At 58.5% G+C, this 23,048-nt stretch carries 15 protein-coding genes; 11 read left to right on the top strand and 4 right to left on the bottom strand.

The features are described 5' to 3' along the window. Positions 1 to 189 precede the first annotated feature (189 nt). From coaE to uvrB, 3 genes are read left to right on the top strand one after another with little or no spacing between them, the layout of a single operon-like run. Positions 190 to 831 carry a dephospho-CoA kinase gene (gene coaE, locus ARB25_RS07220; RefSeq protein ID WP_055286973.1) on the top strand — a complete coding sequence of 214 codons (642 nt, stop codon included), beginning with the start codon at positions 190 to 192 and terminating at the stop codon, positions 829 to 831. Beyond that, complete coding sequence (locus tag ARB25_RS07215) at positions 824 to 1,405, top strand: lytic transglycosylase domain-containing protein (RefSeq protein WP_055286971.1); 582 nt, start codon at positions 824 to 826, stop codon at positions 1,403 to 1,405. The genes coaE and ARB25_RS07215 overlap by 8 nt, the downstream gene beginning before the upstream one ends. A gap of 51 nt (positions 1,406 to 1,456) precedes the next feature. Next, positions 1,457 to 3,697: an excinuclease ABC subunit UvrB gene (gene uvrB, locus ARB25_RS07210; protein WP_055286969.1), complete on the top strand. Its 2,241-nt coding sequence runs from the start codon at positions 1,457 to 1,459 to the stop codon at positions 3,695 to 3,697. A gap of 65 nt (positions 3,698 to 3,762) precedes the next feature. On the opposite strand, the gene ARB25_RS07205 is transcribed toward uvrB, so the two are convergent. From ARB25_RS07205 to ARB25_RS07190, 4 genes are all read right to left on the bottom strand, one after another. Next, the gene (locus tag ARB25_RS07205; protein ID WP_055286967.1) at positions 3,763 to 5,403 is read right to left on the bottom strand and encodes an NAD(P)/FAD-dependent oxidoreductase; all 1,641 of its coding nucleotides are present in this window, start codon (positions 5,401 to 5,403) and stop codon (positions 3,763 to 3,765) included. Between the two features lie 80 nt (positions 5,404 to 5,483). Next, positions 5,484 to 6,755 carry an NAD(P)/FAD-dependent oxidoreductase gene (locus ARB25_RS07200; protein WP_055286965.1) on the bottom strand — a complete coding sequence of 424 codons (1,272 nt, stop codon included), beginning with the start codon at positions 6,753 to 6,755 and terminating at the stop codon, positions 5,484 to 5,486. After that, positions 6,756 to 7,586, bottom strand: a complete 831-nt coding sequence (locus ARB25_RS07195; protein WP_055286963.1) for an Mrp/NBP35 family ATP-binding protein — start codon at positions 7,584 to 7,586, stop codon at positions 6,756 to 6,758. It abuts the gene before it with no gap. Between the two features lie 145 nt (positions 7,587 to 7,731). Then, complete coding sequence (locus tag ARB25_RS07190; protein WP_055286961.1) at positions 7,732 to 9,885, bottom strand: LTA synthase family protein; 2,154 nt, start codon at positions 9,883 to 9,885, stop codon at positions 7,732 to 7,734. A 193-nt stretch (positions 9,886 to 10,078) separates the two neighbouring features. Between ARB25_RS07190 and uvrA the strand changes: the two genes are divergently transcribed. The 8 genes from uvrA to ARB25_RS07150 all read left to right on the top strand — a co-directional run. Then, a complete protein-coding gene (uvrA, locus tag ARB25_RS07185) occupies positions 10,079 to 12,958 on the top strand; it encodes an excinuclease ABC subunit UvrA (protein WP_055286959.1) in 2,880 nt (959 codons plus the stop codon). A 132-nt stretch (positions 12,959 to 13,090) separates the two neighbouring features. Continuing rightward, positions 13,091 to 13,591, top strand: coding sequence for a Cys-tRNA(Pro) deacylase (gene ybaK / locus ARB25_RS07180; protein ID WP_006236166.1), 501 nt, complete (start codon positions 13,091 to 13,093; stop codon positions 13,589 to 13,591). A 105-nt stretch (positions 13,592 to 13,696) separates the two neighbouring features. Then, complete coding sequence (gene murJ, locus ARB25_RS07175; RefSeq protein ID WP_055286957.1) at positions 13,697 to 15,277, top strand: murein biosynthesis integral membrane protein MurJ; 1,581 nt, start codon at positions 13,697 to 13,699, stop codon at positions 15,275 to 15,277. A gap of 6 nt (positions 15,278 to 15,283) precedes the next feature. Next, a complete protein-coding gene (uvrC, locus tag ARB25_RS07170) occupies positions 15,284 to 17,224 on the top strand; it encodes an excinuclease ABC subunit UvrC (RefSeq protein WP_366223330.1) in 1,941 nt (646 codons plus the stop codon). Positions 17,225 to 17,589: 365 nt separating this feature from the next. Beyond that, on the top strand, positions 17,590 to 19,203 hold the full coding sequence (locus ARB25_RS07165; RefSeq protein ID WP_055286953.1) for an ABC transporter substrate-binding protein: 1,614 nt from the start codon (positions 17,590 to 17,592) through the stop codon (positions 19,201 to 19,203). 157 nt (positions 19,204 to 19,360) lie between these two features. Then, the gene (locus tag ARB25_RS07160) at positions 19,361 to 20,317 is read left to right on the top strand and encodes an ABC transporter permease (protein ID WP_035138896.1); all 957 of its coding nucleotides are present in this window, start codon (positions 19,361 to 19,363) and stop codon (positions 20,315 to 20,317) included. A 3-nt stretch (positions 20,318 to 20,320) separates the two neighbouring features. Further along, entirely contained in the window at positions 20,321 to 22,336 is a 2,016-nt protein-coding gene (locus ARB25_RS07155; protein WP_055286951.1) for a dipeptide/oligopeptide/nickel ABC transporter permease/ATP-binding protein, read from the top strand. Continuing rightward, positions 22,337 to 23,048 (top strand): ABC transporter ATP-binding protein (locus ARB25_RS07150; RefSeq protein ID WP_070100759.1); only part of this gene is annotated, 712 nt, incomplete at its 3' end.

The following is a 23,048-nucleotide window of genomic DNA, read 5'->3' as shown; positions in this document are numbered from 1 at the left end:
TGGACGGCACCGAGCCGTACGCTTGAACTGAGAAGGGGGAGGCCTCGCGGCCTCCCCCTTTTTGCGTTGTATACGCGTTGTGCTTTGGGACCTACCTCCCCCGTATGCGCTCTTACTCTTTGGCTGTATTTTGAGTCCTTCTAGTGTATTTGAGCGATAATTACTCGCATTGGCGTTAGGGAGGGCTTGATGTTTACCGTATTTGTCTTGGGCAATATTGCTTCGGGTAAGTCGACGGCCTGCCGCTATTTCGAATCTCGTGGCGCTATGCTTATCGATCTGGATGAGCTTGCAAAATCTCTGTATGTGCCGGGCTCTGATATCGTCAATACTCTCGCGGATGAATTCGGTTGGGACATTTTGGATGAGGAAGGCGGCATTCGCCGCAGCATCCTCGCTTCTCGAGCTTTCGCTTCTCCTGATTCGGTCGCACGGCTCAATGGCATCGTGCATCCCGTTCTGATTGAACAGCTTTCGCTTAGGATTCTCGATCCGGTTTGTTGTACGGTTTCATCTCCCCGTTATCCCTTTGCGGTGGTCGAGGTTTCTGCTCCGACTGGTTTTGAGGATGCATTTGGCTTGGCTGATGAAATTCTGGTCATCAGCGCCCCTTTGTCAGTTCGTCGCGAGCGCGCTATTCAACGTGGCATGGAGCCATCCGATTTCGATGCTCGTTCTGCTTGCCAGCCCGATGAGTCTGCGCTGTGCAATCTCGCTACAACGGTGATTGATAATGCCGCAGGCGATAATTCGCTCTTTGAGCAGCTTGACTCATGGCTTGCATGCCACGGGTTTATAGATACTCCGGATAAGGAGGAGGCCGATGCCTAAGGCACGTTTCTTTACGTGGTATCGCGTGGCGCCACTTGCCGTTGTGTTCGTCTTCGGCCTTATTTCGCTCGTCTACTCGTGTGCCCCTGCCGCTTTCTTTAAGCCGCTGTATCCGATTGACTACGAGGCGTATGTAAAGCAATCCAGTATTTCGCATAATCTGGATCCGTATCTGGTGTGCGCTGTCATTAAGTCGGAATCGAATTGGGATCCCGAGGCCGAGTCGAATCAGGGTGCTCAGGGATTGATGCAGCTGATGCCCGAGACTGCCCAGGATATGATTGCCAAGGGCCTTGTCGACGGAGGGGAGTATTCGGCCGACAATCTTAACGATCCGGCTACGAATATCGAGTTTGGCTGCGCATACCTCTCGTATCTTCTCGCCTATTTCAACGGGTCGACGGATAGTGCCATCGCCGCCTATAACGCCGGCATGGGCAATGTCGACGGATGGGCGCAGCAGGGTACGTCGCTTCATAATGCAATTACCTTTCCCGAGACGCAGGCGTATCTGATTCGTGTCAATAATGCCTGGGCTCGCTACAAGACCCTCTATCCCGATCGGTTCGTATAGGACTATGCCTGCCGCCTGCGTATACTGCAGATATATGAGTTAGGAGTATCCATGGCGGAATTTGAAGTAGAACGCGTTGGTGGTGAACTTAAGCGCTTTGGCGTTGAAGGCTCTGACGTGCCGTTTAAGGTCGTTTCTCCCTATGAGCCTGCCGGTTCCCAGCCTAAAGCCATTGAGTCGCTTGTGCAGGGCGTGAGGGACGGAGACCGCTATCAGGTTTTGCTGGGCGTGACTGGTTCGGGCAAGACCTTCACGATGGCAAAGACTATTGAGGCCCTGGGAAAGCCGACGCTGGTCATGGCTCCGAATAAAACGCTCGCTGCTCAGCTTGCGAGCGAGCTCAAAGAGTTCTTTCCCAATAACGCTGTGGTCTACTTTGTCTCGTATTACGACTACTATCAGCCCGAGGCGTATGTGCCGCAAAGCGATACATATATCGAGAAAGACTCCTCGATTAACGAAGAGGTTGAGATGCTGCGACATCAGGCGACCGCATCGCTGCTCTCTCGACGCGATGTGATCGTTGTCGCATCGGTCTCGTGTATCTATGGCATTGGCTCTCCTGAGGACTATGCGGGTCTGGCTCCAAACGTCGACAAGAAGGTGCCGCTCGAGCGCGATGACTTTATCCATGCACTTATCGACATTCAATATGATCGCAATGACTATGACCTGGCACGCGGCACGTTCCGCGTGCGCGGCGATGTTGTCGACGTGTATCCGCCTTATGCCGAGCATCCGTTGCGGTTTGAGTTCTTTGGCGACGAGGTCGAGCTGATTGCCGAGATCGATGAGGTCACCGGTGAGATGCTTCGTGAGTACGAGGCCATCCCCGTATGGCCGGCATCGCACTACGTGACCGAGAAGCCGAAGGTCAAGGCGGCTCTGAAATCGATCAGCGAAGAGTGCGAGAAGCGCGTGGCGGAGCTCAAGGCGACCGACAAGTTGCTCGAGGCGCAGCGTCTGCAGCAGCGCACCGATTATGATCTTGAGATGCTCGAGACGATGGGCTTTTGCAACGGCATCGAGAACTACTCGCGTCATCTGGACGGTCGCAAGCCGGGTGAGCCGCCGTTTACCCTAATCGATTACTTTCCCAAGGATATGCTCTGTATCATCGATGAGAGCCATGTGACGGTGCCGCAGATTCGCGGCATGCACGAAGGTGATCGCTCGCGTAAGGTGACGCTGGTGGAACACGGTTTTCGCCTGCCCTCGGCGCTCGATAACCGCCCGCTTCGTTTCGATGAGTTTGAGGCAAGGATACCCCAGTTTATCTATGTTTCGGCCACGCCGGGCGATTACGAGCTGCGGGTTAGCCAGAACGACGTTGAGCAGATTATTCGTCCGACCGGTCTGCTCGATCCCAAGATCGATGTGCGTCCGGTTCGCGGTCAGATTGACGATCTTGAGGACGAGATTCGCGAGCGCGTTGCCCGCAAGGAGCGCGTGCTGGTGACCACGTTGACCAAGCGCATGGCCGAGGACCTGACCGACCATCTGCTTGATGCGGGCATTAAGGTCAATTACATGCATTCTGATACGGCGACAATGGACCGTGTCGAGATCCTGCGAACGCTGCGCGAGGGCAAGATCGATGTTCTCGTTGGCATCAACCTGCTTCGCGAGGGCTTGGATCTTCCCGAGGTCTCACTGGTGGCAATTCTCGATGCCGATAAGGAAGGCTTCTTGCGCAACCGCCGTTCGCTGATTCAGACGATTGGCCGCGCGGCCCGTAACGCCGATGGCGAAGTCATCATGTATGCGGACGTTGTGACCGATTCGATGAAAGAGGCCATCGAGGAGACGCGGCGCCGCCGCGAGATTCAGATGGCATATAACGAAGAGCATGGCATTGTGCCCAAGACGGTGCGCAAAGCCATCAACGACATCTCAAGTTTTATTGCCGAAGCCGAAAAAACCGTGGGTTCCAAGGGGCGCTCGAAGGGCGACTCCCTTGGCCATGGCGCATTCTATACGCCCGATGAGTCGGGCGAGGGAGGCGTGCCGGAAACGGTGGCACCCGAGCAGACACTTGCGGAGCAGTTGGAAGAACTGCCGCATGACGAGCTTGTGCGAATCGTCGAAACCATGGAAGAGGATATGCGCAACGCTTCTGCCGCCATGGACTTTGAGGAGGCGGCGCGCCTGCGCGATGCCGTCGTTCAGATTCGGGCGATGCTCGAGGGTGCGTCTGAGGACGAGACGATCGAGCGCTTACGTTCGCAGGCTCGCAAGGGTTCCACGTTCGCATCGGGCAGAAAACGCCAGGGTGCACGGTTTAAGAAATAGCGAACAGGCCCCGAGTTCCCTGTGGAGCTCGGGGCCTGTGTCTTTTGCGTGCTGGAATTCGTGCGCTAGAGGTCTGCGATCAGGGCTTCGGCACAACGAATGCCGTCGGTGGCCGCGCTCATGATGCCGCCGGCATATCCAGCTCCCTCACCGCAAGGGTAGAGGCCCGGGGTCGACACGGCATGGCACGTTCGGTCTCGGGTGACGGTAACCGGTGAGCTTGAACGAGTCTCCACGCCGGTAAGAACGGCATCGGGGCGGTCGTAGCCTCGTAGCTTTTTTCCGAGTAGGGGAAGTCCCAGGCGGAGCGACTCGACGATATGCTGCGGCAGGGCTTCGTCAATTGCCGTCCAGGTCACACCGAGCGGATAGGTGGGCTTTACCTTTCCGGGCGCCTTGCTGGCGCGTCCTGCGAGGAAATCTCCGACGAGCTGTGCCGGTGCGTTCCAGTTGGAACCGCCTAGGCGATAGGCGGCCGCCTCGCAGGCGCGCTGGAGCTCGATGCCGGCGAGCGGGTCATCGTTGGGAAGGTCCTCAGGCGTGACGTTAACGAGCAGGGCGGCGTTTGCGTTGCGTCCGTCTCGGGCATTGAGGCTGGCGCCGTTGACGCATAGGTGGCCCTGCTCGGAAGAGGCGGCGACAACCTGCCCGCCGGGGCACATGCAAAACGAGAACACGCTGCGGCCGTTGGGAAGATGGGCGACGAGCTTGTAGGGGGCTGCTCCGAGGGCAGGATGTCCCGCCGAGGCTCCATATTGGGCTCGGTCGATGTCGCGTTGCGGATGCTCGATGCGAACGCCCATGGCAAAGGTCTTTTGTGCGAGGGCCACGTTGTGGTCCTTAAGGAGCTCAAAAATATCGCGAGCAGAATGCCCGCAGGCGAGGATGAGGTGCTTTGTCTCGATTGGCTCGTAAGCGGCGTCTTGGGACGATTGGACATCAATACCGGTGATGGCGCCAGACGCGTCGATGCGAATGTCGACGAGCTTCGTTCGATAACGGACGACACCTCCGAGCTGCTCGATGCGCTGGGATATAGCGGTGACAACCTTGGGAAGGATGTCGGAGCCAATGTGCGGCTTGGCATCCCACAGAATATCGCGGGGCGCACCCGCCTCGACGAAGGTTTCGAGGATAAGGCGATGGGCGGGATTTTTTGTTCCCGTATTGAGCTTGCCGTCCGAGAAGGTCCCCGCGCCGCCCAGACCAAACTGAATATTGCTCTCGGGGTCGAGGATGCGCTCCTTTAGAAAGAGGTCGATCGCCTGCGAGCGGCGAAATGCCGGGTCGCCGCGCTCGATAAGCAAGGGCTTAAGACCTGCTTTGGCGAGCGTGAGCGCAGCGAAAAGGCCGGCGCATCCGGCGCCGACAACGACAGGGCGTTCTTGAGGTGCGTCGGAGACGGGGGAGGGGAATGAAGGCTCATCGTCTTCTATCGCGCGTACGCGCGAGCGGTCACGCTCGGCAACGCTGTCGACCGCTTCTCGCTCGAGGTGGGGACTAGTCAGCTCAACACGAAAGCTCAGGATAAAATGGACGTCTCGTTTTTTGCGAGCGTCGATTGACTTGCGGTGGAGTTCGATGGACTTGATCTCGGAGTCCTTGCAACGTAGGATGCGCTTGGCGACTCGCTTGCCAACAATGAGGCAGGTATTTTCATCGCCGGCTTCATCGAGCGACGCGTTGACTTGGGTGATTTCGATCATCGAGGTCTCCTTAGAGGCAAGAAAGAGGCCGTCCGGTATCCCAGACGGCCCGAATGCGTTTTTGATTATAGACTGCGCGGCTACAGGCTGCTTGCAGCGCGAATGCCCGAGAGCCAGGCCCACGCAAGGTTAAAGCCTCCGCAATCGGCGTCGATGTCGAGCGCTTCGCCGCAGACGTAAAGCGGGGCGTCGACAGCGCTGCTCGCGCGTAGACTGGGTGTTGAGATGCTCTCGACAGATACGCCACCACGCGTGACCTGCGCCGAGCGCTCCTCGGCTGTTCCCTCGACGAGCAACTTAAAGTGCTTGAGGATCGAGACCAGGTGGATGACATCGTTGGAGCCTGGATGGCACTGCTCGAACGCCGTGCAGACGACGCGGGAGAGTTGCGGGGCGAGCATGCCGTCGAGCCAACGGGGATCGCGGGGCGAAAAGCCACCGAGCAGCTCAACGCGCCGGTTGAGCATATCGAGCATCTCGTCTTTGGAGAGGTCGGGGAAAAGGTCGAGCAGGATCGTATCGCCGCGCTGGATACGACGGGAGAGGTTGAAGACAGCGACGCCCGAGATACCGAAGGCTCGAAACAGGACTTCACCGTCTTCGTGCCAGAGCTCATTATGGTTACGGGTGAGCGTCAAGCGGGCGCGGACGCGCAGACCGTCCAACGTCTTGAGTGCCGCCCGATCGCCAACGACCGTTGCCGATACGGGGCAGAGGATGGGGCGCAGCGAAGTGAGGGGGAGACTAAACGTATCGGCGATACCGGTGGGGTTGCCGCCCGTAGCGAAAATTACGGCATGTGCCTGCAGGGCCTCGTTCTTGCGAGGGACATCGGCGAGCGCTTTCCGAAGCGAGCGGAGCTCCGATTTTCGGTCATCGTGCTTTTTTGCCTTGAGCGCCCGCGCTGGACGGTCTATTTGGAGTGCCCAGCCTTCGGAAGCTTTGTGCGCCGAGGCAACGTTGGCTCCGCAGATTAAGGTGATACCTAGGCGGTCGCAAACGTTGAGAAGCGCGTCGCGCACCGATTCGGCGCGAAGGGAGCGCGGGTACAGTCGGCCTTCCTCGGAGGTTGTCATGATGCCCAGCGAGGAGAAGAAACCCATAAGCTCTTGTTCGGGCCGGGGGCCCATAACGGATTCAACGAATGCGGGGTGGTTGTACCGCTGTGGATCAATCGATTCGTTGGAGAGGTTGCAGCGGCCGTTGCCGGTCGCAAGGAGCTTAAGGCCGCAGGCGACATCGCGCTCAACGATGCAGGCGCTTTTGCCAGCGCGTGCGGCCGTAATGGCGGCGGCGAGGCCTGAAGCCCCGCCGCCGATTACCAGGACGTCATAGAAGGCGCTCGTGCTCACTTAGGCCTCGTCGGTCTCGTGCGGGGTAATGGCCTCGACGGCAGAGACTGCCTGAGGCAACACGCCATCGGGCAGCGCGGTCTCGACCTCGCCCTTATCGCAGGCCTCGGCGAGTGACGGATTGATGGGAAGCTGGCCCAAGATGTCGAGGTTATAGCGCTCTGCGACCTCGGGGAGCTTGCTCTTGCCAAAGACCTCGATCTTCTTGCCGCAGTCGGGGCACTCAATATAGCTCATGTTCTCGACAATGCCCAGAATGGGGACGTTCATCTTCTCGGCCATGTTAACCGCCTTGGCGACGATCATCGAGACCAGATCCTGCGGGCTCGTGACGATGACGATGCCGTCGACGGGCAGCGACTGGAAGACGGTGAGCGCGACGTCGCCTGTTCCCGGAGGCATGTCGACCAGCAGGTAGTCGATGGGGCCCCACGAGGTCTCGCTCCAGAACTGCCTAATGGCGCCTGCGATGACCGGACCGCGCCAAAGGACGGGGTCGGTCTCATTTTGGAGCAGCAGGTTGGAGCTCATGACCTTGACGCCGTGCTCGGAGATTTCGGGCAGCATAAGGTTGCCAAGGGCATGGACGTGGCGTCCGCTCATACCGAACATCTTGGGGATAGAGGGACCGGTGATGTCGGCATCGAGGACGCCGACCTTGTGGCCGTGACGGGCAAGCTCGGTGGCGATGGCACCGGTGACAAACGACTTGCCGACACCGCCCTTGCCGGAAAGCACGGCGATGACGCGTTTGACCTCGGACAGCGTGTTCTCCTCAAATTGCGACGGCGACGTTTGTCCGCCGGCGGCCTGTGCGTGCTCGCAACCCATGTATGACTCCTTTGTATATGTTGGGGCCGGGGCCCCGTGATGTGACACGAGCGTCATTGTACCCTCGTTTGCGAGCGGGAGTCATTTGCGATGCATTTGGGCCGAGCGTGCTTGCAATACGATGGGTCCAAGCGAATGGGCGGGCTTACTGAACTTTGCTGGCGAACTCGAGGTATTGCATGCGCTGCAGCTTGTCGATCGTCGAGGCGTATGGGCTGTCTTCAGATTCCAAGTCGTAGCGCAGCCCGTCGGCACCAAGATAGCCGGCGACATTGATGGTGGGCACATCTGACCTTGTTGCAAGCAGAGCCTTTTGATAGTCGGTGAGCGGGGCGCCGATCTTATTAAGGGTAAGGGCTGCAATCTCGTTTGCCCCGACGGTGTCGTAGACGTTGAGCTCGGTATTGCCGGCGATTTCATAGTTAGCCCAGACAAAATAGGTCGACTGATAGATACGGAAAGCGTGGCTTGCCGTATCTTCCTGAGGGTACAGCTCGTCGTTGAGAGCCGTTGCGGCGCTCGGCTGATGGTCGCCAAAAAAGACAAGGACAACCGGTCTGCCGATATTGCGGAGCTCGTTGATAAAGTACTCGAGGTCCCGGTCGGATGCGTTGATGCAGGTAAGATAGGTGTTGAGCGCGCTATTGGCACCCTCGCTGGCTCCCTCGACCCAATAGTTTGTCAACTCTTCGGCGGGAACGGTGCCATAGTCGTAGCCGCCGTGATTTTGCATCGTGACGTCAAAGATGAACTGCGGGGCTTCGTCGGTTCTAAGCAGGTCGAGTATCTTGTCGTAGGTGGCGTAGTCGCATACGCCGGCATGGTAACAGGGCGCACCTTCGAAATCGCCGATTGAAAGAAAGTCTCCAAAGCCCAGCTGTTGATAGATTTTATCTCGATGGTAGTTGACGGGGTTTTGCGGGTGCATAGCGGTAGCGGTATACCCAAGCTCCTTAAGGTCCTTTGCCAGGCTGTTGACGCCATTCATCTGATATAGCTGATAGGGGATTTTGCCTAATCCGACAAAGGCCGTTGTCGCTCCGGTCAAAAATTCGAATTCGGAGTTCGCCGTTCCGCCACCGGCGACCGAAGCGAGCATGGTGCCGCGAACAAGTGTGTCGGGAAGCGAGTTGTAGAATGCGGGGCCGGTGTACCCGGCCGCCTGGAGCTGCTCAAAGCACGAAAGGTCGCTAAAACTCTCGTTCATGACGGCAACAATCGTCGGCTTGATTTCATTGAACTGGGCAACGGCCGCCGCGCGCTGCTCGCTCGCGCCATACGTGCTGTCGTAGGTGGCGGCGAGCTCCTGCTCGATGCTCTGCGCCTCATCGGGCGTATAGTCTTCGGGCTTCTCAATGGGCAACTCGTTGACCATTTCGGTGAACGAAGTGATAAAACCCTGAGACGCATACGTGGTGATGGGCTGCCAACGGTCAAATCCAAAATTCAGCGCCTGCTCCAAGTCGATGCTGGAAAAGCCCGAGAGCCCCACAACGGTCACTAGCAGAAAAGCGCAGAGGTTGGTGGCGATTGCGGGGAAGACATGGGTGGGTGTGCGGAGCTTTCTCGGTCGGATAAGCGAAAGAAGCCCCAGGGAAATCTCCAGCAGGGCTAGAGAGGTTACGATTCCGGCGGTAAAGGTAAACTCGTATCCCTCGCTCACTTCCATTGCGGTGCCAAGGGCCAAGATATCGCTTGGAAGGATGGCCTCGCCTTTAAACGTTATGACGAAGTGCTCGGCAATGCCAAGGATGCAACAGACGACGGGCACGAGGGCCATGACGCCTCCATGACGTTGTCCCAGCAAATAAAGGGAGAGCAGAACCGTCGCGAGCAACCCGACGGAAAACCCAAATGAGTTGGCGGGAATGCGATAGAACGTTTCGTTGCAGGCAATTTCGAGTGAAACGAACGAGAGCGCTGAAACAGCGGCGATGACAAGGATGTCACGGCAAATACAGGCAACCGTTCCCGTCGCAAGATCGGTTTGGTCGATTAGTCCCGAAACCAAGGGCTCGACAAGAAGTATGACGGCGGCAGCACCGAGCGCCGAATAAGAAAGGACCCATAGGGAACTGTCCTCATTTACGAGCAATTGATTCGTAATCCATGCAGCTACCATGCCGAGCGGGATGAGGAGCGTCGCGCACCAAAAGACGCGGGCAATGGGCGGCTTTTCATTGTGTTTGATTGAAAAATACACGCGCACGACGACGGTGGCCACGATAAGGGCGGCGATGAATATGGGCAGATTGGCCATGTCACTCGAAGTGATTTCAAGGGGGATATCTTCGGTCATGGACGTTCCTCTGTTACAGCAAATTAAGTTCAGTATTAGATTACTGTAACCTTTCCACGGCATTTCGAGAAACAAAGCGCCCGATACGCAAAGCTAAAGGTCTGCGAATCTTGTATTACGAACATCTGTGCGCGTCGAGTGCGCTAAACTCATCGACAGTATGATTCGATGCAATAGGAGGCAAGGAGCTTCCATGTCTGATTCTTCTATCGTTATTCGCGGCGCTCGTGAGCACAACCTCCGTGATATCGATGTTTCCATTCCGCGTGACCAACTCGTGGTCATTACCGGTCTTTCTGGCTCGGGCAAGAGCTCGCTGGCATTTGACACTATCTATGCCGAGGGCCAGCGTCGATACGTCGAGAGCCTTTCAAGCTATGCGCGCCAGTTCTTGGGTCAGATGGACAAACCTGACTTGGATTCAATCGACGGCCTTTCGCCGGCAGTGTCGATCGACCAAAAGACGACGTCTAAAAACCCTCGCTCGACGGTTGGCACCGTAACCGAGATTTATGACTATCTGCGCCTGCTGTTCGCCCGTGTGGGCACCCCGCACTGTCCCGAATGCGGCCGCGTCATTGAGCGTCAGACGACCGACCAGGTTGCCGACAAGGTCTTGGCGGCGGGGGAGGGCCGCCGCGCGTTTGTGCTGGCACCGGTGGTGCGCGGGCGAAAAGGCGAGTACACCAAACTGTTTGAGGACCTTCGCACCGAGGGCTTTAGCCGCGTGCGTGTCGACGGTGAAGTGCGCTCGCTCGACGATCCGATCGATCTGGACAAGAAGTTCAAGCACGATATCGAGGTCGTAGTCGATCGCATCGTGATCCGTGAGAACTCTCTGGGCCGTATCGCCGAGTCTGTTGAGCAGGCGACCGCGCTGGCTCACGGCAATGTAAACGTGTACATGCTGCCCGATCGTGATGCTCCCGAGGGGACCGAGGGCGAGCTGCTGGAGTATTCGTTGGCCTTGGCGTGCCCGGAGCATGGTCACTCCATTGACGATCTTCAGCCGCGTGATTTTTCGTTCAACGCTCCCTATGGCGCATGTCCTGAGTGCGACGGCCTGGGCTTTAAGAAAACCGTTGATGCCGAGGCGTTGATCGAGGACCCCTCGAAGTCCATTGCCGACGGAGTCTTTGGTAGCCTGTTTGGCAACTCGAACTACTATCCGCAGATTTTTGCTGCGGTCTGCAAACACTTTAAGGTGAGCACCGATACGCCGTGGGAGGACTTGCCCCCTCGCGTGCGTCGTGCATTCTTGGATGGCCTGGGCGATACGAAGATCTCGGTCGACTACCAAAAGCTCGACGGACGTCGTAGCCAGTGGGATACAAAGTTTTCGGGCGTTCGCAACATCCTGTACGAACGCTATGCCGAGACGACGAACGAGAACACCAAGGCGCGCCTGGAGAAGTACATTCGCGAGGAACCGTGCTCGAGCTGCCACGGCGCTCGTTTGCGCCCTGAGATGCTCGCCGTCACCGTGGGCGGCAAGTCCATTTACGAGGTTTGTTGCCTGTCGTGCCGTGAGTCGCTCGAGTTTTTTGAGGGCTTGGAACTTACCGAGCGTCAACGGTTTATCGGCGGCCGTATCGTCAAGGAAATCCTGGAGCGCTTGCGTTTTCTGGTCGATGTTGGACTCGACTATCTGACGCTCGATCGTGCCTCGGCGACGCTTTCCGGTGGCGAGGCACAACGTATTCGACTGGCAACGCAGATCGGCGCGGGTCTCATGGGCGTGCTCTATATTCTGGACGAGCCCTCGATCGGCCTGCATCAGCGTGACAACGAGCGCCTGATCAAGACGCTCGAGCGCCTGCGCGATATCGGCAATACCGTTATCGTCGTCGAACACGACGAGGATACAATCCGTGCCGCCGACTACGTGATCGACATGGGCCCCGGCGCCGGCGTCAACGGCGGGCACGTAGTCGCGGCGGGAACGCCTGCCGATATCATGGCGTGTCCTGAGTCGATGACGGGCGCTTACCTGACCGGCAAACGAATGATCCGGGTGCCTGATGAACGGCGCAAGCCCGGTCGCGGCTGCCTTAAAATTACGGGCGCTCGAGCCAACAACCTCAAAAACGTTACCGCCAAGATCGAGTTTGGTACGCTTACGGTTGTTACCGGCGTGTCGGGATCGGGCAAGAGCTCCCTGGTTACCGACACCATTGCGCCTGCCCTTACGAATGCCATTCACCGCTCGACGCGCCCTGTGGGTCCGTATAAGAAAATCGAGGGCATCGAGTGTATCGATAAGGTTATCGATATCGACCAGTCGCCGATTGGCCGCACGCCGCGTTCCAACCCTGCTACCTATATCGGCCTGTGGGATGATCTTCGCGCGCTGTTTGCGAGTACGCCGGAGTCGAAGGCGCGCGGCTACTCGCCGGGTCGTTTCTCCTTTAATGTGAGTGGCGGGCGCTGTGAGGCGTGCAAGGGCGACGGGCAGATCAAGATCGAGATGCACTTCCTTCCCGATATCTACGTTCCCTGCGAAGTTTGCGGCGGTAAACGCTACAACCGCGAGACACTCGAGGTCACCTACCGTGGCAAGACCATCTCGGACGTGCTCGACATGAGCGTCACCGAGGCGCTGGCCTTCTTTGGGAATATCCCGCAGATTAAGCGCAAGCTCCAGACGCTGTACGATGTAGGCTTAGGCTACGTGAGCCTGGGCCAGCCCGCCACGACGCTTTCGGGCGGCGAGGCGCAGCGTGTGAAGCTCGCCAAGGAGCTTCATCGACGCCAGACGGGCAAGACGTTCTATATTTTGGACGAGCCGACGACCGGCCTTCATTTTGAGGACGTCCGCCAGCTGCTCGATGTGCTGCAGCGCTTGGTCGATGCGGGCAACACGGTGCTGGTGATTGAACACAACCTTGATGTCATCAAGGTTGCCGACCGCCTGATCGATATGGGTCCCGAGGGCGGTAACGGCGGCGGAACCGTCGTGGTTTCGGGTACACCGGAGCAGGTTGCGGACTGTCCGCAGAGTTATACGGGCAAGTTTTTGGCGCCGTTGCTCAGGCGTGACCGGGAGCGCCAGGCTCAACTTGATGCTCAATAAATAGGCGATTCAGTTTATGGGCGCCATCGACTCCTTGTGATTCGATGGCGCTTGCTGTGCCGAAGTGACGTGTGCAGCCGAATTGGACATATACTTAATCCTTGCGTCCGAATGCGAGGGAAAGGATATGTCATGGCAAAGGCTGTAAAGACGCCAAAAACCAATGCGATGCGCGAGCTGGAAAGCGCTGGCATTTCCTATGTTCTACATACGTACGAAGACGATGGCGATGAGTCGGTGGGCCTGGGGGTCGCGATTTCGGAGCAGCTTGGCGAGGAGCCCGGTCAAGGATTTAAGACTTTGGTCTGTGTGACACCGTCCAACGACTATGTCGTGTGCTGTATCCCTGTTGCCGACGAGCTCGATTTAAAGTCCGCCGCGCGTGCCGCGGGGGAGAAGTCCTTGGCCATGATGCATGTGAAGGATTTGCTTGCGGCGACTGGCTACGTTCGCGGCGGCTGCAGCCCGGTCGGTATGAAAAAACGCTACCGGACGCTCATTGATGAGACGTGTGTCCTTTGGGATACCATTTTTATTTCGGGAGGCAAGCGTGGTTATCAGCTCGAGCTTGCACCCGATGATTTAATTGCATTTTGCGGGGCGACGGTTGCCGCGATTACGAGAGAGGACTGAGCGATGCCGCAGGAAGAATTGAAGCGCGGAGCTCATTTTGCAAAAGAATCTGCGCCTCAGACACCCTCATCCGAAGCTTCTTCGTCGCGAGATGACACTGACGACATGGGCTCGTCGGACTACTCCACGGTTGGTCGTTCTGCCGGGCTTATGACCATCCTGACTATCGTGTCTCGCGTCACCGGTTTTATCCGCACGTGGGCAATGGCGGCCGCTATTGGCATGTCGCTGCTCTCGTCCTCCTATCAGGTCGCCAACAACCTGCCCAATATGCTCTACGAACTCGTGATGGGCGGCATGCTCGTGACGGCGTTTTTGCCCGTGTACATGGGCGTGAGGCGTGAGCAGGGTCGCGAGGCCTCGAACGAGTACGTGGGCAATCTGCTCGGCATTCTGCTTTTGGTGCTGGGTGGCATTTCGTTGCTGGGGACCGTGTTCGCCCCGGGCTTTATCTGGACGCAATCGTTCCTTTCTGGTGACGGCGGCAGCATGGATACCGCTGCGTTCATGTTCCGTTTCTTTGCCATCCAGATTCTGTTTTATGGTTTGGGCTCGGTGTTCTCGGGCGTTCTCAACGCACACCGCGACTACTTCTGGTCGACGTTTGCTCCGGTCCTCAACAATGTGATCGTCATTGCGAGCTTTATGGGTTTTGCGCCCGTGTCCGCACAGTTTGGCGAACGTGCCGGCATCATCTTGATTGCGGCCGGTACGACCCTCGGTGTCTTTGTCCAGATGGCATGTCAGATCCCCGCGCTTGGCAAGCACGGCGTGCATCCCCATATCCATATCGACTTTAAGGACCCCGCGCTGCGCCAGACGATTGCGCTCGGTATCCCGACGCTGCTCGCCACGGTGTGCATGTTTGTCTCGACTTCTATCACCAATGCTGCCGCGCTGGTGGTCCAGCCCGAGACGGGTCCTTCCGTCATCGCCTATGCGCGCCTGTGGTACACGCTACCCTACGCGCTGATTGCCGCCTCGCTTTCGACGGCGCTTTATACCGAGCTTTCTCACGACGCACAGGAGAAGGATTACGACAGCGTTCGCACGGGCATTTCGCGTGGCGTCGCCCAGATGCTGTTCTTCCTGATTCCGTTCGCGCTGTACCTGATTGTCTTCGCGCGTCCGCTCAACATGATCTACTGTGCTGGCAAGTTCGATGAATCCGGCGTGACGCTGGTGTCCGAGTACCTTGTCTACCTGGCGCTCTCGCTGCCGCTCTACGGCGTGGTCGTGTTGATGCAGAAGAGCTTCTCTGCCTTGCTCGACATGAAGCCCTATAGCCGCTATTGCCTGTATTCCGCCATCGGCCAGGCCGGCTCGGTTCTGCTGTTTGGCGTTGTGCTGGGCTTCGGTATGCCGGCAATCGCGCTTTCGTATGTCGTCGACTACGTGATCTTGGTCGGATGCTCACTGTGGTGGCTGCGTCGTCGCCTGCATGGCCTTCAGGTCAAATCTATCCTGCATGGCGGTTTCTTTGGCCTTTTGCTCGGTGGCCTGGGTGCTGCCGCGGGCGCCGGCGTCATGTGGGCGCTTGAGCACTTTGTCGGGGCACTTGGTGGCTCGATTCTGATTTCTCTTGGCTACGTTTGCGTTGCGGGTGTCGTCTCGCTTGCTGTTACCTTTGGCCTTGCCGTCGTCCTTAAGATGCCCGAGGTCTCGGCGCTGCTTCGTCGCAAGTAGGTGCGCGTGGCCGGTCACGACAACATTCCAACGCTTGCCGAGCAGGTTTCGCGCGTTCCCACGCAGCCCGGATGCTACCTTTGGAAGGATGCCAAGGGCGATGTCATCTACGTGGGCAAGGCGAAAAACCTGCGCGCCCGTATGCGTCAATACGTGACACTGCAGGATGAGCGTCAAAAGATCCCGCTGATGATGCAGCTGGTGGCGAGCTTTGACTATATCGTGGTGGAGACCGAGCATGAGGCGTTGGTGCTTGAGCGCAATTTGATTGGTCAGTACCATCCGTACTTTAACGTCGACCTCAAGGATGACAAGAGCTACCCCTTTATCGCCATTACAAAGGGCGACCTGTATCCCGCTATCAAATACACTCGTGAGCGTCATAAGCCGGGAACGCGCTATTTTGGACCCTATACCGATAGCCGTGCGGCACGTGAGACGATAGATACGCTGCGCAAGGTTATCCCCATCTGCTCTGCATCCTGTGCGGAGTGGCGTCGTTGTCGCCGTATCGTCGAGTCCCACAAGGGCGAGGAAGACATCGTCAATATGATTTGCGCGCAAAACGGGCGTCCCTGCTTTGACTACCATGTCGGGCGCGGCCCGGGTGCGTGTGTCGGCGCGATTTCTCCTACGGACTATGCCAAGAACGTCAAACGTGTCGAGCGCTTTTTGTCGGGACATCGCAAGGATGTCGTCGATGAGCTGACCTCCGAGATGACGGATGCCGCCGAGGCGCTCGACTTTGAGCGCGCGGCACGCGTCAAACGTCGTTTGGAGGTCATCAGGGGTCTGGACGATCGTCAGCAAGTCGTTTTTCCCTCCAGTGTCGATATCGATGTCATCGGGTTCTATCGCGAGGAGACCATCTCCGCCGCTTGCGTCTTCGTCGTCCGCGAGGGCCGAACAGTTCGCACCTGCGAGTTCATTCTCGGCAAGGGTTTTGATGTTGACGAGGAAGAACTCCAGTCGGGCTTTCTTAAGCGCTATTACGACGAGACGGCTGATATTCCAGCTGAGGTCAACCTTTCCGTCGAGCTTGAGGATGCGGAGGCGCTGGGGGAATGGCTTGCGGGCAAGCGCGAGCGTTCCTGCCATCTCCATAGGCCGCAGCGTGGCGAAAAGCACCGTTTGCTCGATATGGCATCCAAAAATGCGCGCCATGCCCTCATGCGCTACATGATGCGAACGGGGTACGCTGACGACCGCACCAATCAGGCGCTCCTGGAGCTCGAAAGCGCGCTGGCGCTGCCAGCGCCGCCGATGCGTATCGAGTGCTTCGATATCTCGACGCTGCACGGAACCTTTACCGTCGCCTCGATGGTGGTGTTTACCAACGGACGCGCCGACAAGAGCCAGTACCGTCGTTTTATAATTCAGGCCGAATTGGACGAGGCAAACGACTTCGTGTCGATGTCCGAGGTTTTGGGACGACGCTATGCTCCCGAGCGCATGGCCGACGAGCGCTTTGGATCGCGCCCCGATTTGCTCGTTGTCGATGGCGGTAAGCCGCAATTGACCGCTGCGATCAAGCAACTTGAGGCTCTTGGGCTCGATATACCAGTTTGTGGCTTGGCAAAGGCCGATGAGGAGGTTTTCGTGCCTTGGGACGAGACTCCAGTCGTGCTTCCGACCGGGTCCGCGTCGCTCTATCTAATCAAACAGGTGCGCGATGAATCGCACCGTTTTGCCATCACGTTCCATCGCGAATTGCGCGATAAAGCCATGACGGTTTCGGTACTCGATGACGTTCCAGGCGTGGGACCCACCAGAAAACGTGCCCTTATGCGCCATTTTGGCTCGATGAAGCGTTTGCGCGCGGCGAGCGAGCAAGAGATCGCGGAAGTTCGTGGCATACCTGCTGATGTTGCCAAGGCGGTCCACGAGGCGCTCGTTGCGTGGAATGCCGAGCGCGCCGAGGCGGCGGCTGGCCATTCCGATAGCTAAACACGAGCCTAAACTACTGATATACATGATTGCGTGATTTTCAACCATTTATTTCGCCATGATTGCATGCTGGTTTCGGGTTTTATTAACGCTAAAACGTTTGACTAGTCATGGTGAACAACCCTGCTATCCTGCGGGTTGACGAAGACTGATATCTCACCTCGCCGATACATACTGTCTGGCGAATCGTTTGTCAACGAATTCGGTGAACGGTAGTAAATACCGTTCAAGCGGATGTATGTATCGGTCGCCGAGCGCGGCACCTCAGTTGGGTTCGTCGGTAGGTAAGGTATATATCGTCCGCAAGTTGCGCGGGGGCAAGTCTAGGTGCTCCCGAGTAAGATTCTCTATTGATAGGAGAAGACATGGCCATCATCAACAAGGGTATGTCCAGGCGTTCGTTCCTCGGCCTCACCGGCAGCGTCGCTGCTGTCGCAGGGCTTGGTCTCACCGGCTGCGGTGGTAGCTCTAGCGACGAGGGTTCCGCTTCCAGTTCCACCGATTCCGCCAACCGTGGCGGCGGCGTGATCACCGCTGGTTCCGCTTACGCTCCGTCCAGCTTCGATCCCGCCAGCACCGGCTCCGCTGTGGGCCTGGGTGCTAACTGGCACGTCGTCGAGGGCCTCTACGGCATCGATTACCACGACTACAGCACCTTCAACGAGCTCGCCACCGACGATCCCAAGTCTGTGGACGACACCACTTTCGAGGTCACCATCCGCAAGGGCGCCAAGTTCTCCGATGGCACCGAGGTCACCGCTGACGATGTCGTTGCCTCCTACACCGCTTGCGCCGCTTCCGCTACCTACGCTCCGTTCTTCCAGCCCTTCGAGTCCATCGAGGCCAAGGACGCCAGCACCGTGACGATCAAGACCAAGGTCCCCAACTTCTCCCTGCTCAAGGATCGTCTGGCCATCGTCCGCGTTACCCCGGCCACCCAGACCGAGGAGGATCGCGCCAAGCAGCCGATCGGCTCCGGCCCCTGGATGTACGACTCTATCTCCGATACCGAGATCACCCTGGTTCCCAACCCCGAGTACAACGGTGAGTATGCTGCCGAGGATAAGAAGATCCAGTACAGCATCCTGACCGACCCCACCGCTCGCGTTACCGCTCAGCAGGAGGGCTCCACGCTCGTTATGGAGCTCGTTACCGCTGACGCCGTCGACCAGCTCGAGAGCGCCGGCTGCAAGATCGATAACGTTCAGGGTTTCGGCACCCGCTTCATCATGTTCAACGTCGCCAAGGAGCCTTGGAACAACGTCAAGGTCCGTCAGGCTGTCATGTATGCGCTCGACACCGAGAAGATGGTCAGCAACACCTTCGCCGGCCTTGCCACCGCTGCCAGCTGCTACCTGCCCAAGAGCTTCACCAACTATCATGAGGCTTCCACGGTGTACAAGACCGATGCCAAGAAGGCTAAGAAGCTCATCGAGGAGTCTGGCATCACCCCGGGTGCCATCACCCTGCGCACCACCGATAACGAGCAGATTAAGGGTATGGCCGCCCAGGTCAAGAACGACCTCGACGCTCTCGGCTTCGATGTGACCATCCAGACCGATACCTCGCCGGCCACCTACGCTGCCATCGACGGCGGCGAGGCCTACGATATCCTCCTTGCCCCTGGCGATCCTTCTTGCTTCGGCGCCGACCCCGACCTGCTGCTCAACTGGTGGTACGGCGACAACGTCTGGATGCAGACCCGTTGCCCGTGGAAGGAGTCCGCTGAGTGGCAGAAGCTCCACGGTCTCATGGACGAGGCTCTTGCCGCTGAGGGCGATGAGCAGCAGAAGAAGTGGAACGAGTGCTTCGACATCATTGCCGACAACGCCGTTCTGTACCCTGTTGTTCACGTCAAGACCGTCTCCGCTTTCTGGGACGATCCGTCCACTGCGCCCAACGGCGAGGCCCTCGATGGCTTCAAGGGCATCGGCACGACGAGCATGTCCTTCAGGGGCGTTGCGACCGTCAAGGCGTAAGACTCGCTTGAGTCTGTATGCAGGATGTCGGCCGTTGGGACCGTATCCTCATAGTTGAAACAAAGACCCGGGCGGCAACGATGTCGCTCGGGTCTTGTAATGAGTATCCGTACTCATATACCAGTTGGTCCTACCGACAAAAGAAAGGGGAGAGAACGTGAACAACTTGCTACGTTTGATTGGAAGGCGTCTTGTGGCGCTGCCGATCATGGCATTGGGCGTCACCGTCCTGGTGTTCTTCCTTATGTCGTTCTCCAAGACCGACCCCGCCTACACGGCGTTGGGTGACGGTGCCTCGCCCGAGGCGGTTGCCGAGTACCATGAGAAGTATGGTCTGGACGACCCCTGGCCCGTGCGCTACGTGCGCTATATGGGCGATCTGATCCATGGCGACATGGGCACCTATGGTGCTGCTCGCAACTCCGTTGCCAAGCGCATCTCCACGGCCCTGCCCGTCACGATGCAGCTGACCTTTATCGGTCTTGCTATCGGTGCGGTCGTTTCGTTTTTGCTCGGCGTCATCGCGGCACTGTATCGCGACAAATGGCCGGACCAAGTGATCCGCGTCTTTTCCATCGCCGGCTTGGCAACCCCGTCGTTCTGGCTTGCCGTTCTGTTGATCCTGCTGTTCTCTTCCTACCTTAAGGTGCTCCCGGCATCGGGTGCTCTGCCTCACTTCACCACGAATCCGGTTGGCTATCTGGGACGTATGATCATGCCCGCTATCGCCTTGGCATTTCCGCTGACGGGCCAGATGACTCGTATCGTGCGTACCGCCATGGTCGAGGAGCTCGACAAGGATTATGTCCGTATGGCTCGCGGCGCCGGCGTTCCCGAGAAGGTCGTCGTCGGCATCAACGTTCTTCGCAATGCGCTGATCACCCCGGTCACCACCCTCGGTCTTAAGATCGGTTACCTCATGGGCGGCGCCGTCGTCATCGAGGTTATCTTCAACCTCCCCGGCATGGGCACCGCGATTCTGCAGGGCGTTCAGGGCAACGAGGCGAACCTGGTTCAGGGCGTCGTCATCGTCGTTGCTCTTGCCTTCATCATCATCAACATCGTGGTTGACATGCTCTACCTGCTCATCAACCCGCGCATCAGGACGGTGTAGATTATGGTAAAGATTCGAGAGAAGCAAACCGAGCAGCTCGAGAAGGCTGCCTCCAAGGGGCTCAAGCTCGGTGGCTGGAAGAAGATGACGCTGTCTTCTAAGATTGCCGCCGTCGTGCTGGTGCTGGTCGCCCTGACTGCGATTCTGGCGCCCCTTCTTGCCCCCTATAGCCCGGTCGAGATCTTTACGGCTCGCCAGGCTCCCGGCAACGGATTTATTTTCGGTACCGACGATAAGGGTCGCGACATTCTGTCGCGTATGCTCTACGGTGGTCGTTACTCGCTGATTATCGGCTTTGGCGCCACCGCCATGGCTCTGGTCTGCGGCTCGGTCGTGGGCGCCCTTGCAGCGGTTTCGCGCAAGGCCGTCTCCGAGACGATCATGCGTATCTTGGACATCATCATGTCCATCCCGGGCATCGCCCTCGCGGCCGTCTTCGTCTCCATCCTGGGCAACTCCGTGCCGTCGATCATCTTCGCCATCGGCTTTATGTACACTCCGCAGATTGCCCGTATCGTACGCGCCAACATCGTGTCCGAGTACGGCGAGGACTATGTCCGCGCGGTCATCGTTTCCGGCGCCAAGGCTCCGTGGATTTTGATCAAGCATGTTCTGCGTAACTGCATCGCCCCGATCATGGTCTTTACCGTTACCCTGGTCGCCGACGCCATCATCTTCGAGGCCTCGCTGACCTTCATCGGCGCTGGTATCCAGGAGCCCACCGCTACCTGGGGCAACATCCTCGCCGACGCCCGCGGCGGCGTGCTCGCTGGCCGTTGGTGGCAGGCGCTGTTCCCGGGCCTGGCCATCATGATCACCTGCCTGGCGCTCAACATCCTCTCCGAGGGCATTACCGACGCCATGGCCGCTGCTCCCTCCGCCGCCCTGGATCCGACCGATTCCTCCAAGCGTCGCGAGGCCGACCTGCTGGTCTCCGACCCCGTTCGCGCCTACAAGGAGCAGGCCCAGTCCCTCTCCGCTCGCCTTGGCGCCCTGCGCGATGTCGAGCTCAAGCGTAACGACCGCCATGTGCCCGATGAGTCCGTTGAGCCGATCCTTTCGGTCCGTGATTTCTGCATCCAGTTTGAGCACCACGGTGATATCAACGTCGTCGATCATGTCAACTTTGATGTCCGTCCTGGCCAGACCATGGGCCTGGTCGGTGAGTCCGGCTGCGGTAAGTCCATCACTACGCTGGCCATCATGGGCCTGACCGACGATGACGAGCATCTTTCCGGTGAGGTTCTCTGGGAGGGCCGCGACCTGCTCAAGATGAGCAAGAAGGAGTGGTTCGGCCTGCGCGGTACCGATATCGCCATGGTCTATCAGGACGCCCTGTCCTCGCTCAACCCCTCCATGCTCATTTCCGCCCAGATGAAGCAGCTCACCAAGCGCGGCGGTACCCGTAGCGCCGAGGAGCTCCTGGAGCTCGTGGGCCTCGACCCCAAGCGTACGCTCGAGAGCTATCCGCATGAGCTTTCCGGTGGTCAGCGTCAGCGCGTTCTGATCGCTATGGCCCTTACCCGCGACCCCAAACTGGTCATCTGCGACGAGCCCACGACCGCTCTGGACGTTACCGTCCAGAAGCAGGTCATCAAGCTGCTTAACGATCTTCAGGCCAAGCTCGGCTTTGCCATGATCTTCGTTTCGCACGACCTGGCACTGGTCGCCGAGGTCGCTCATAACATCACGGTTATGTACGCCGGCCAGGTTATCGAGCAGGCGCCCACCAAGGAGCTGCTCACCAACCCGATTCACGAGTACACCCGCGGCCTTCTGGGTTCCGTCCTGTCCATCGAGAGCGGTTCGGGCCGCCTGCACCAGGTGCCCGGCGCCGTTCCGAGCCCGCGCGATTTCCCCAAGGGCGATCGCTTCGCACCCCGCTCGAGCCATCCGCGCATTGGCCTGGACACCCGTCCGGTCTTCAAGCGCGTGCCCGGCACCGAGCACTTCTATTCCGAGCTCCCCGACGAGGTGCTCAAGGCAAATGGTTTGACCCCTCACGCGGAGGTGATGTAGATGAGCGAGACCGCAGTCAACGGCGTCGAGCCGATCATCTTCCTTGATGACGTCCACGTCACCTTTAGGACCCGTACCGGCTCGATTCTGCACCCCAACCTGGTTCACGCCGTCCAGGGTGTAACGATTAAGCTCATGCCCGGACAGACCATCGGCATCGTCGGCGAGTCCGGTTGCGGAAAGTCCACCACCGCCAACGTCATGTGCGGCCTGCAGGCCCCCACGAGCGGCAAGGTCTACTTTAAGGGCAAGGACGTTACCAAACGTACCGCCGAGGACCGTCGCCACATGGGTCGCGTCATCTCGGTCGTGTTCCAGAACCCGGCCACGGCGCTCAATCCCCGCATGGTCGTTCGCGAGCAACTGCTCGACCCCATGCGCGTCCACAACCTGGGTACCGAGGCCGAGCAGGAGAAGCGCGTCAAGGAGCTCTTGGAGCTCACCGGTCTGCCCAGCTCCGCCGCCGAGGTTCTTCCCGGCCAGCTTTCGGGCGGCCAGCGCCAGCGCGTCGCAATTGCGCGCGCCCTGTCGCTGAACCCCGATGCCATCATCGCCGACGAGCCCACCTCGGCTCTGGACGTTTCGGTCCGCGCGCAGATTCTGAACCTGCTGACCGACCTTAAGAAGGAGCTCGGCCTGGCCATGGTGTTCATCAGCCATGACATCCAGACGGTCCGCTATATCTCTGACGACATCATCGTTATGAATGGCG

This window comes from Collinsella aerofaciens (genome assembly GCF_001405375.1).
Classification (GTDB): domain Bacteria; phylum Actinomycetota; class Coriobacteriia; order Coriobacteriales; family Coriobacteriaceae; genus Collinsella; species Collinsella aerofaciens_F.
The sequence above is the reverse complement of the archived record's forward strand: the minus strand, read 5'-3'. Positions and strand labels throughout refer to the sequence as shown.

Coding starts and splice junctions, on each gene's coding strand:
- ARB25_RS07205 (WP_055286967.1), bottom strand. CDS start 5,403: ATGATCGAAATCACCCAAGTCAACGCGTCGCTCGATGAAGCCGGCGAT.
- ARB25_RS07195 (WP_055286963.1), bottom strand. CDS start 7,586: ATGGGTTGCGAGCACGCACAGGCCGCCGGCGGACAAACGTCGCCGTCG.
- murJ (WP_055286957.1), top strand. CDS start 13,697: ATGGGCTCGTCGGACTACTCCACGGTTGGTCGTTCTGCCGGGCTTATG.
- ARB25_RS07190 (WP_055286961.1), bottom strand. CDS start 9,885: ATGACCGAAGATATCCCCCTTGAAATCACTTCGAGTGACATGGCCAAT.
- ARB25_RS07215 (WP_055286971.1), top strand. CDS start 824: ATGCCTAAGGCACGTTTCTTTACGTGGTATCGCGTGGCGCCACTTGCC.
- uvrB (WP_055286969.1), top strand. CDS start 1,457: ATGGCGGAATTTGAAGTAGAACGCGTTGGTGGTGAACTTAAGCGCTTT.
- ybaK (WP_006236166.1), top strand. CDS start 13,091: ATGGCAAAGGCTGTAAAGACGCCAAAAACCAATGCGATGCGCGAGCTG.
- ARB25_RS07165 (WP_055286953.1), top strand. CDS start 17,590: ATGGCCATCATCAACAAGGGTATGTCCAGGCGTTCGTTCCTCGGCCTC.
- ARB25_RS07155 (WP_055286951.1), top strand. CDS start 20,321: ATGGTAAAGATTCGAGAGAAGCAAACCGAGCAGCTCGAGAAGGCTGCC.
- uvrA (WP_055286959.1), top strand. CDS start 10,079: ATGTCTGATTCTTCTATCGTTATTCGCGGCGCTCGTGAGCACAACCTC.
- coaE (WP_055286973.1), top strand. CDS start 190: ATGTTTACCGTATTTGTCTTGGGCAATATTGCTTCGGGTAAGTCGACG.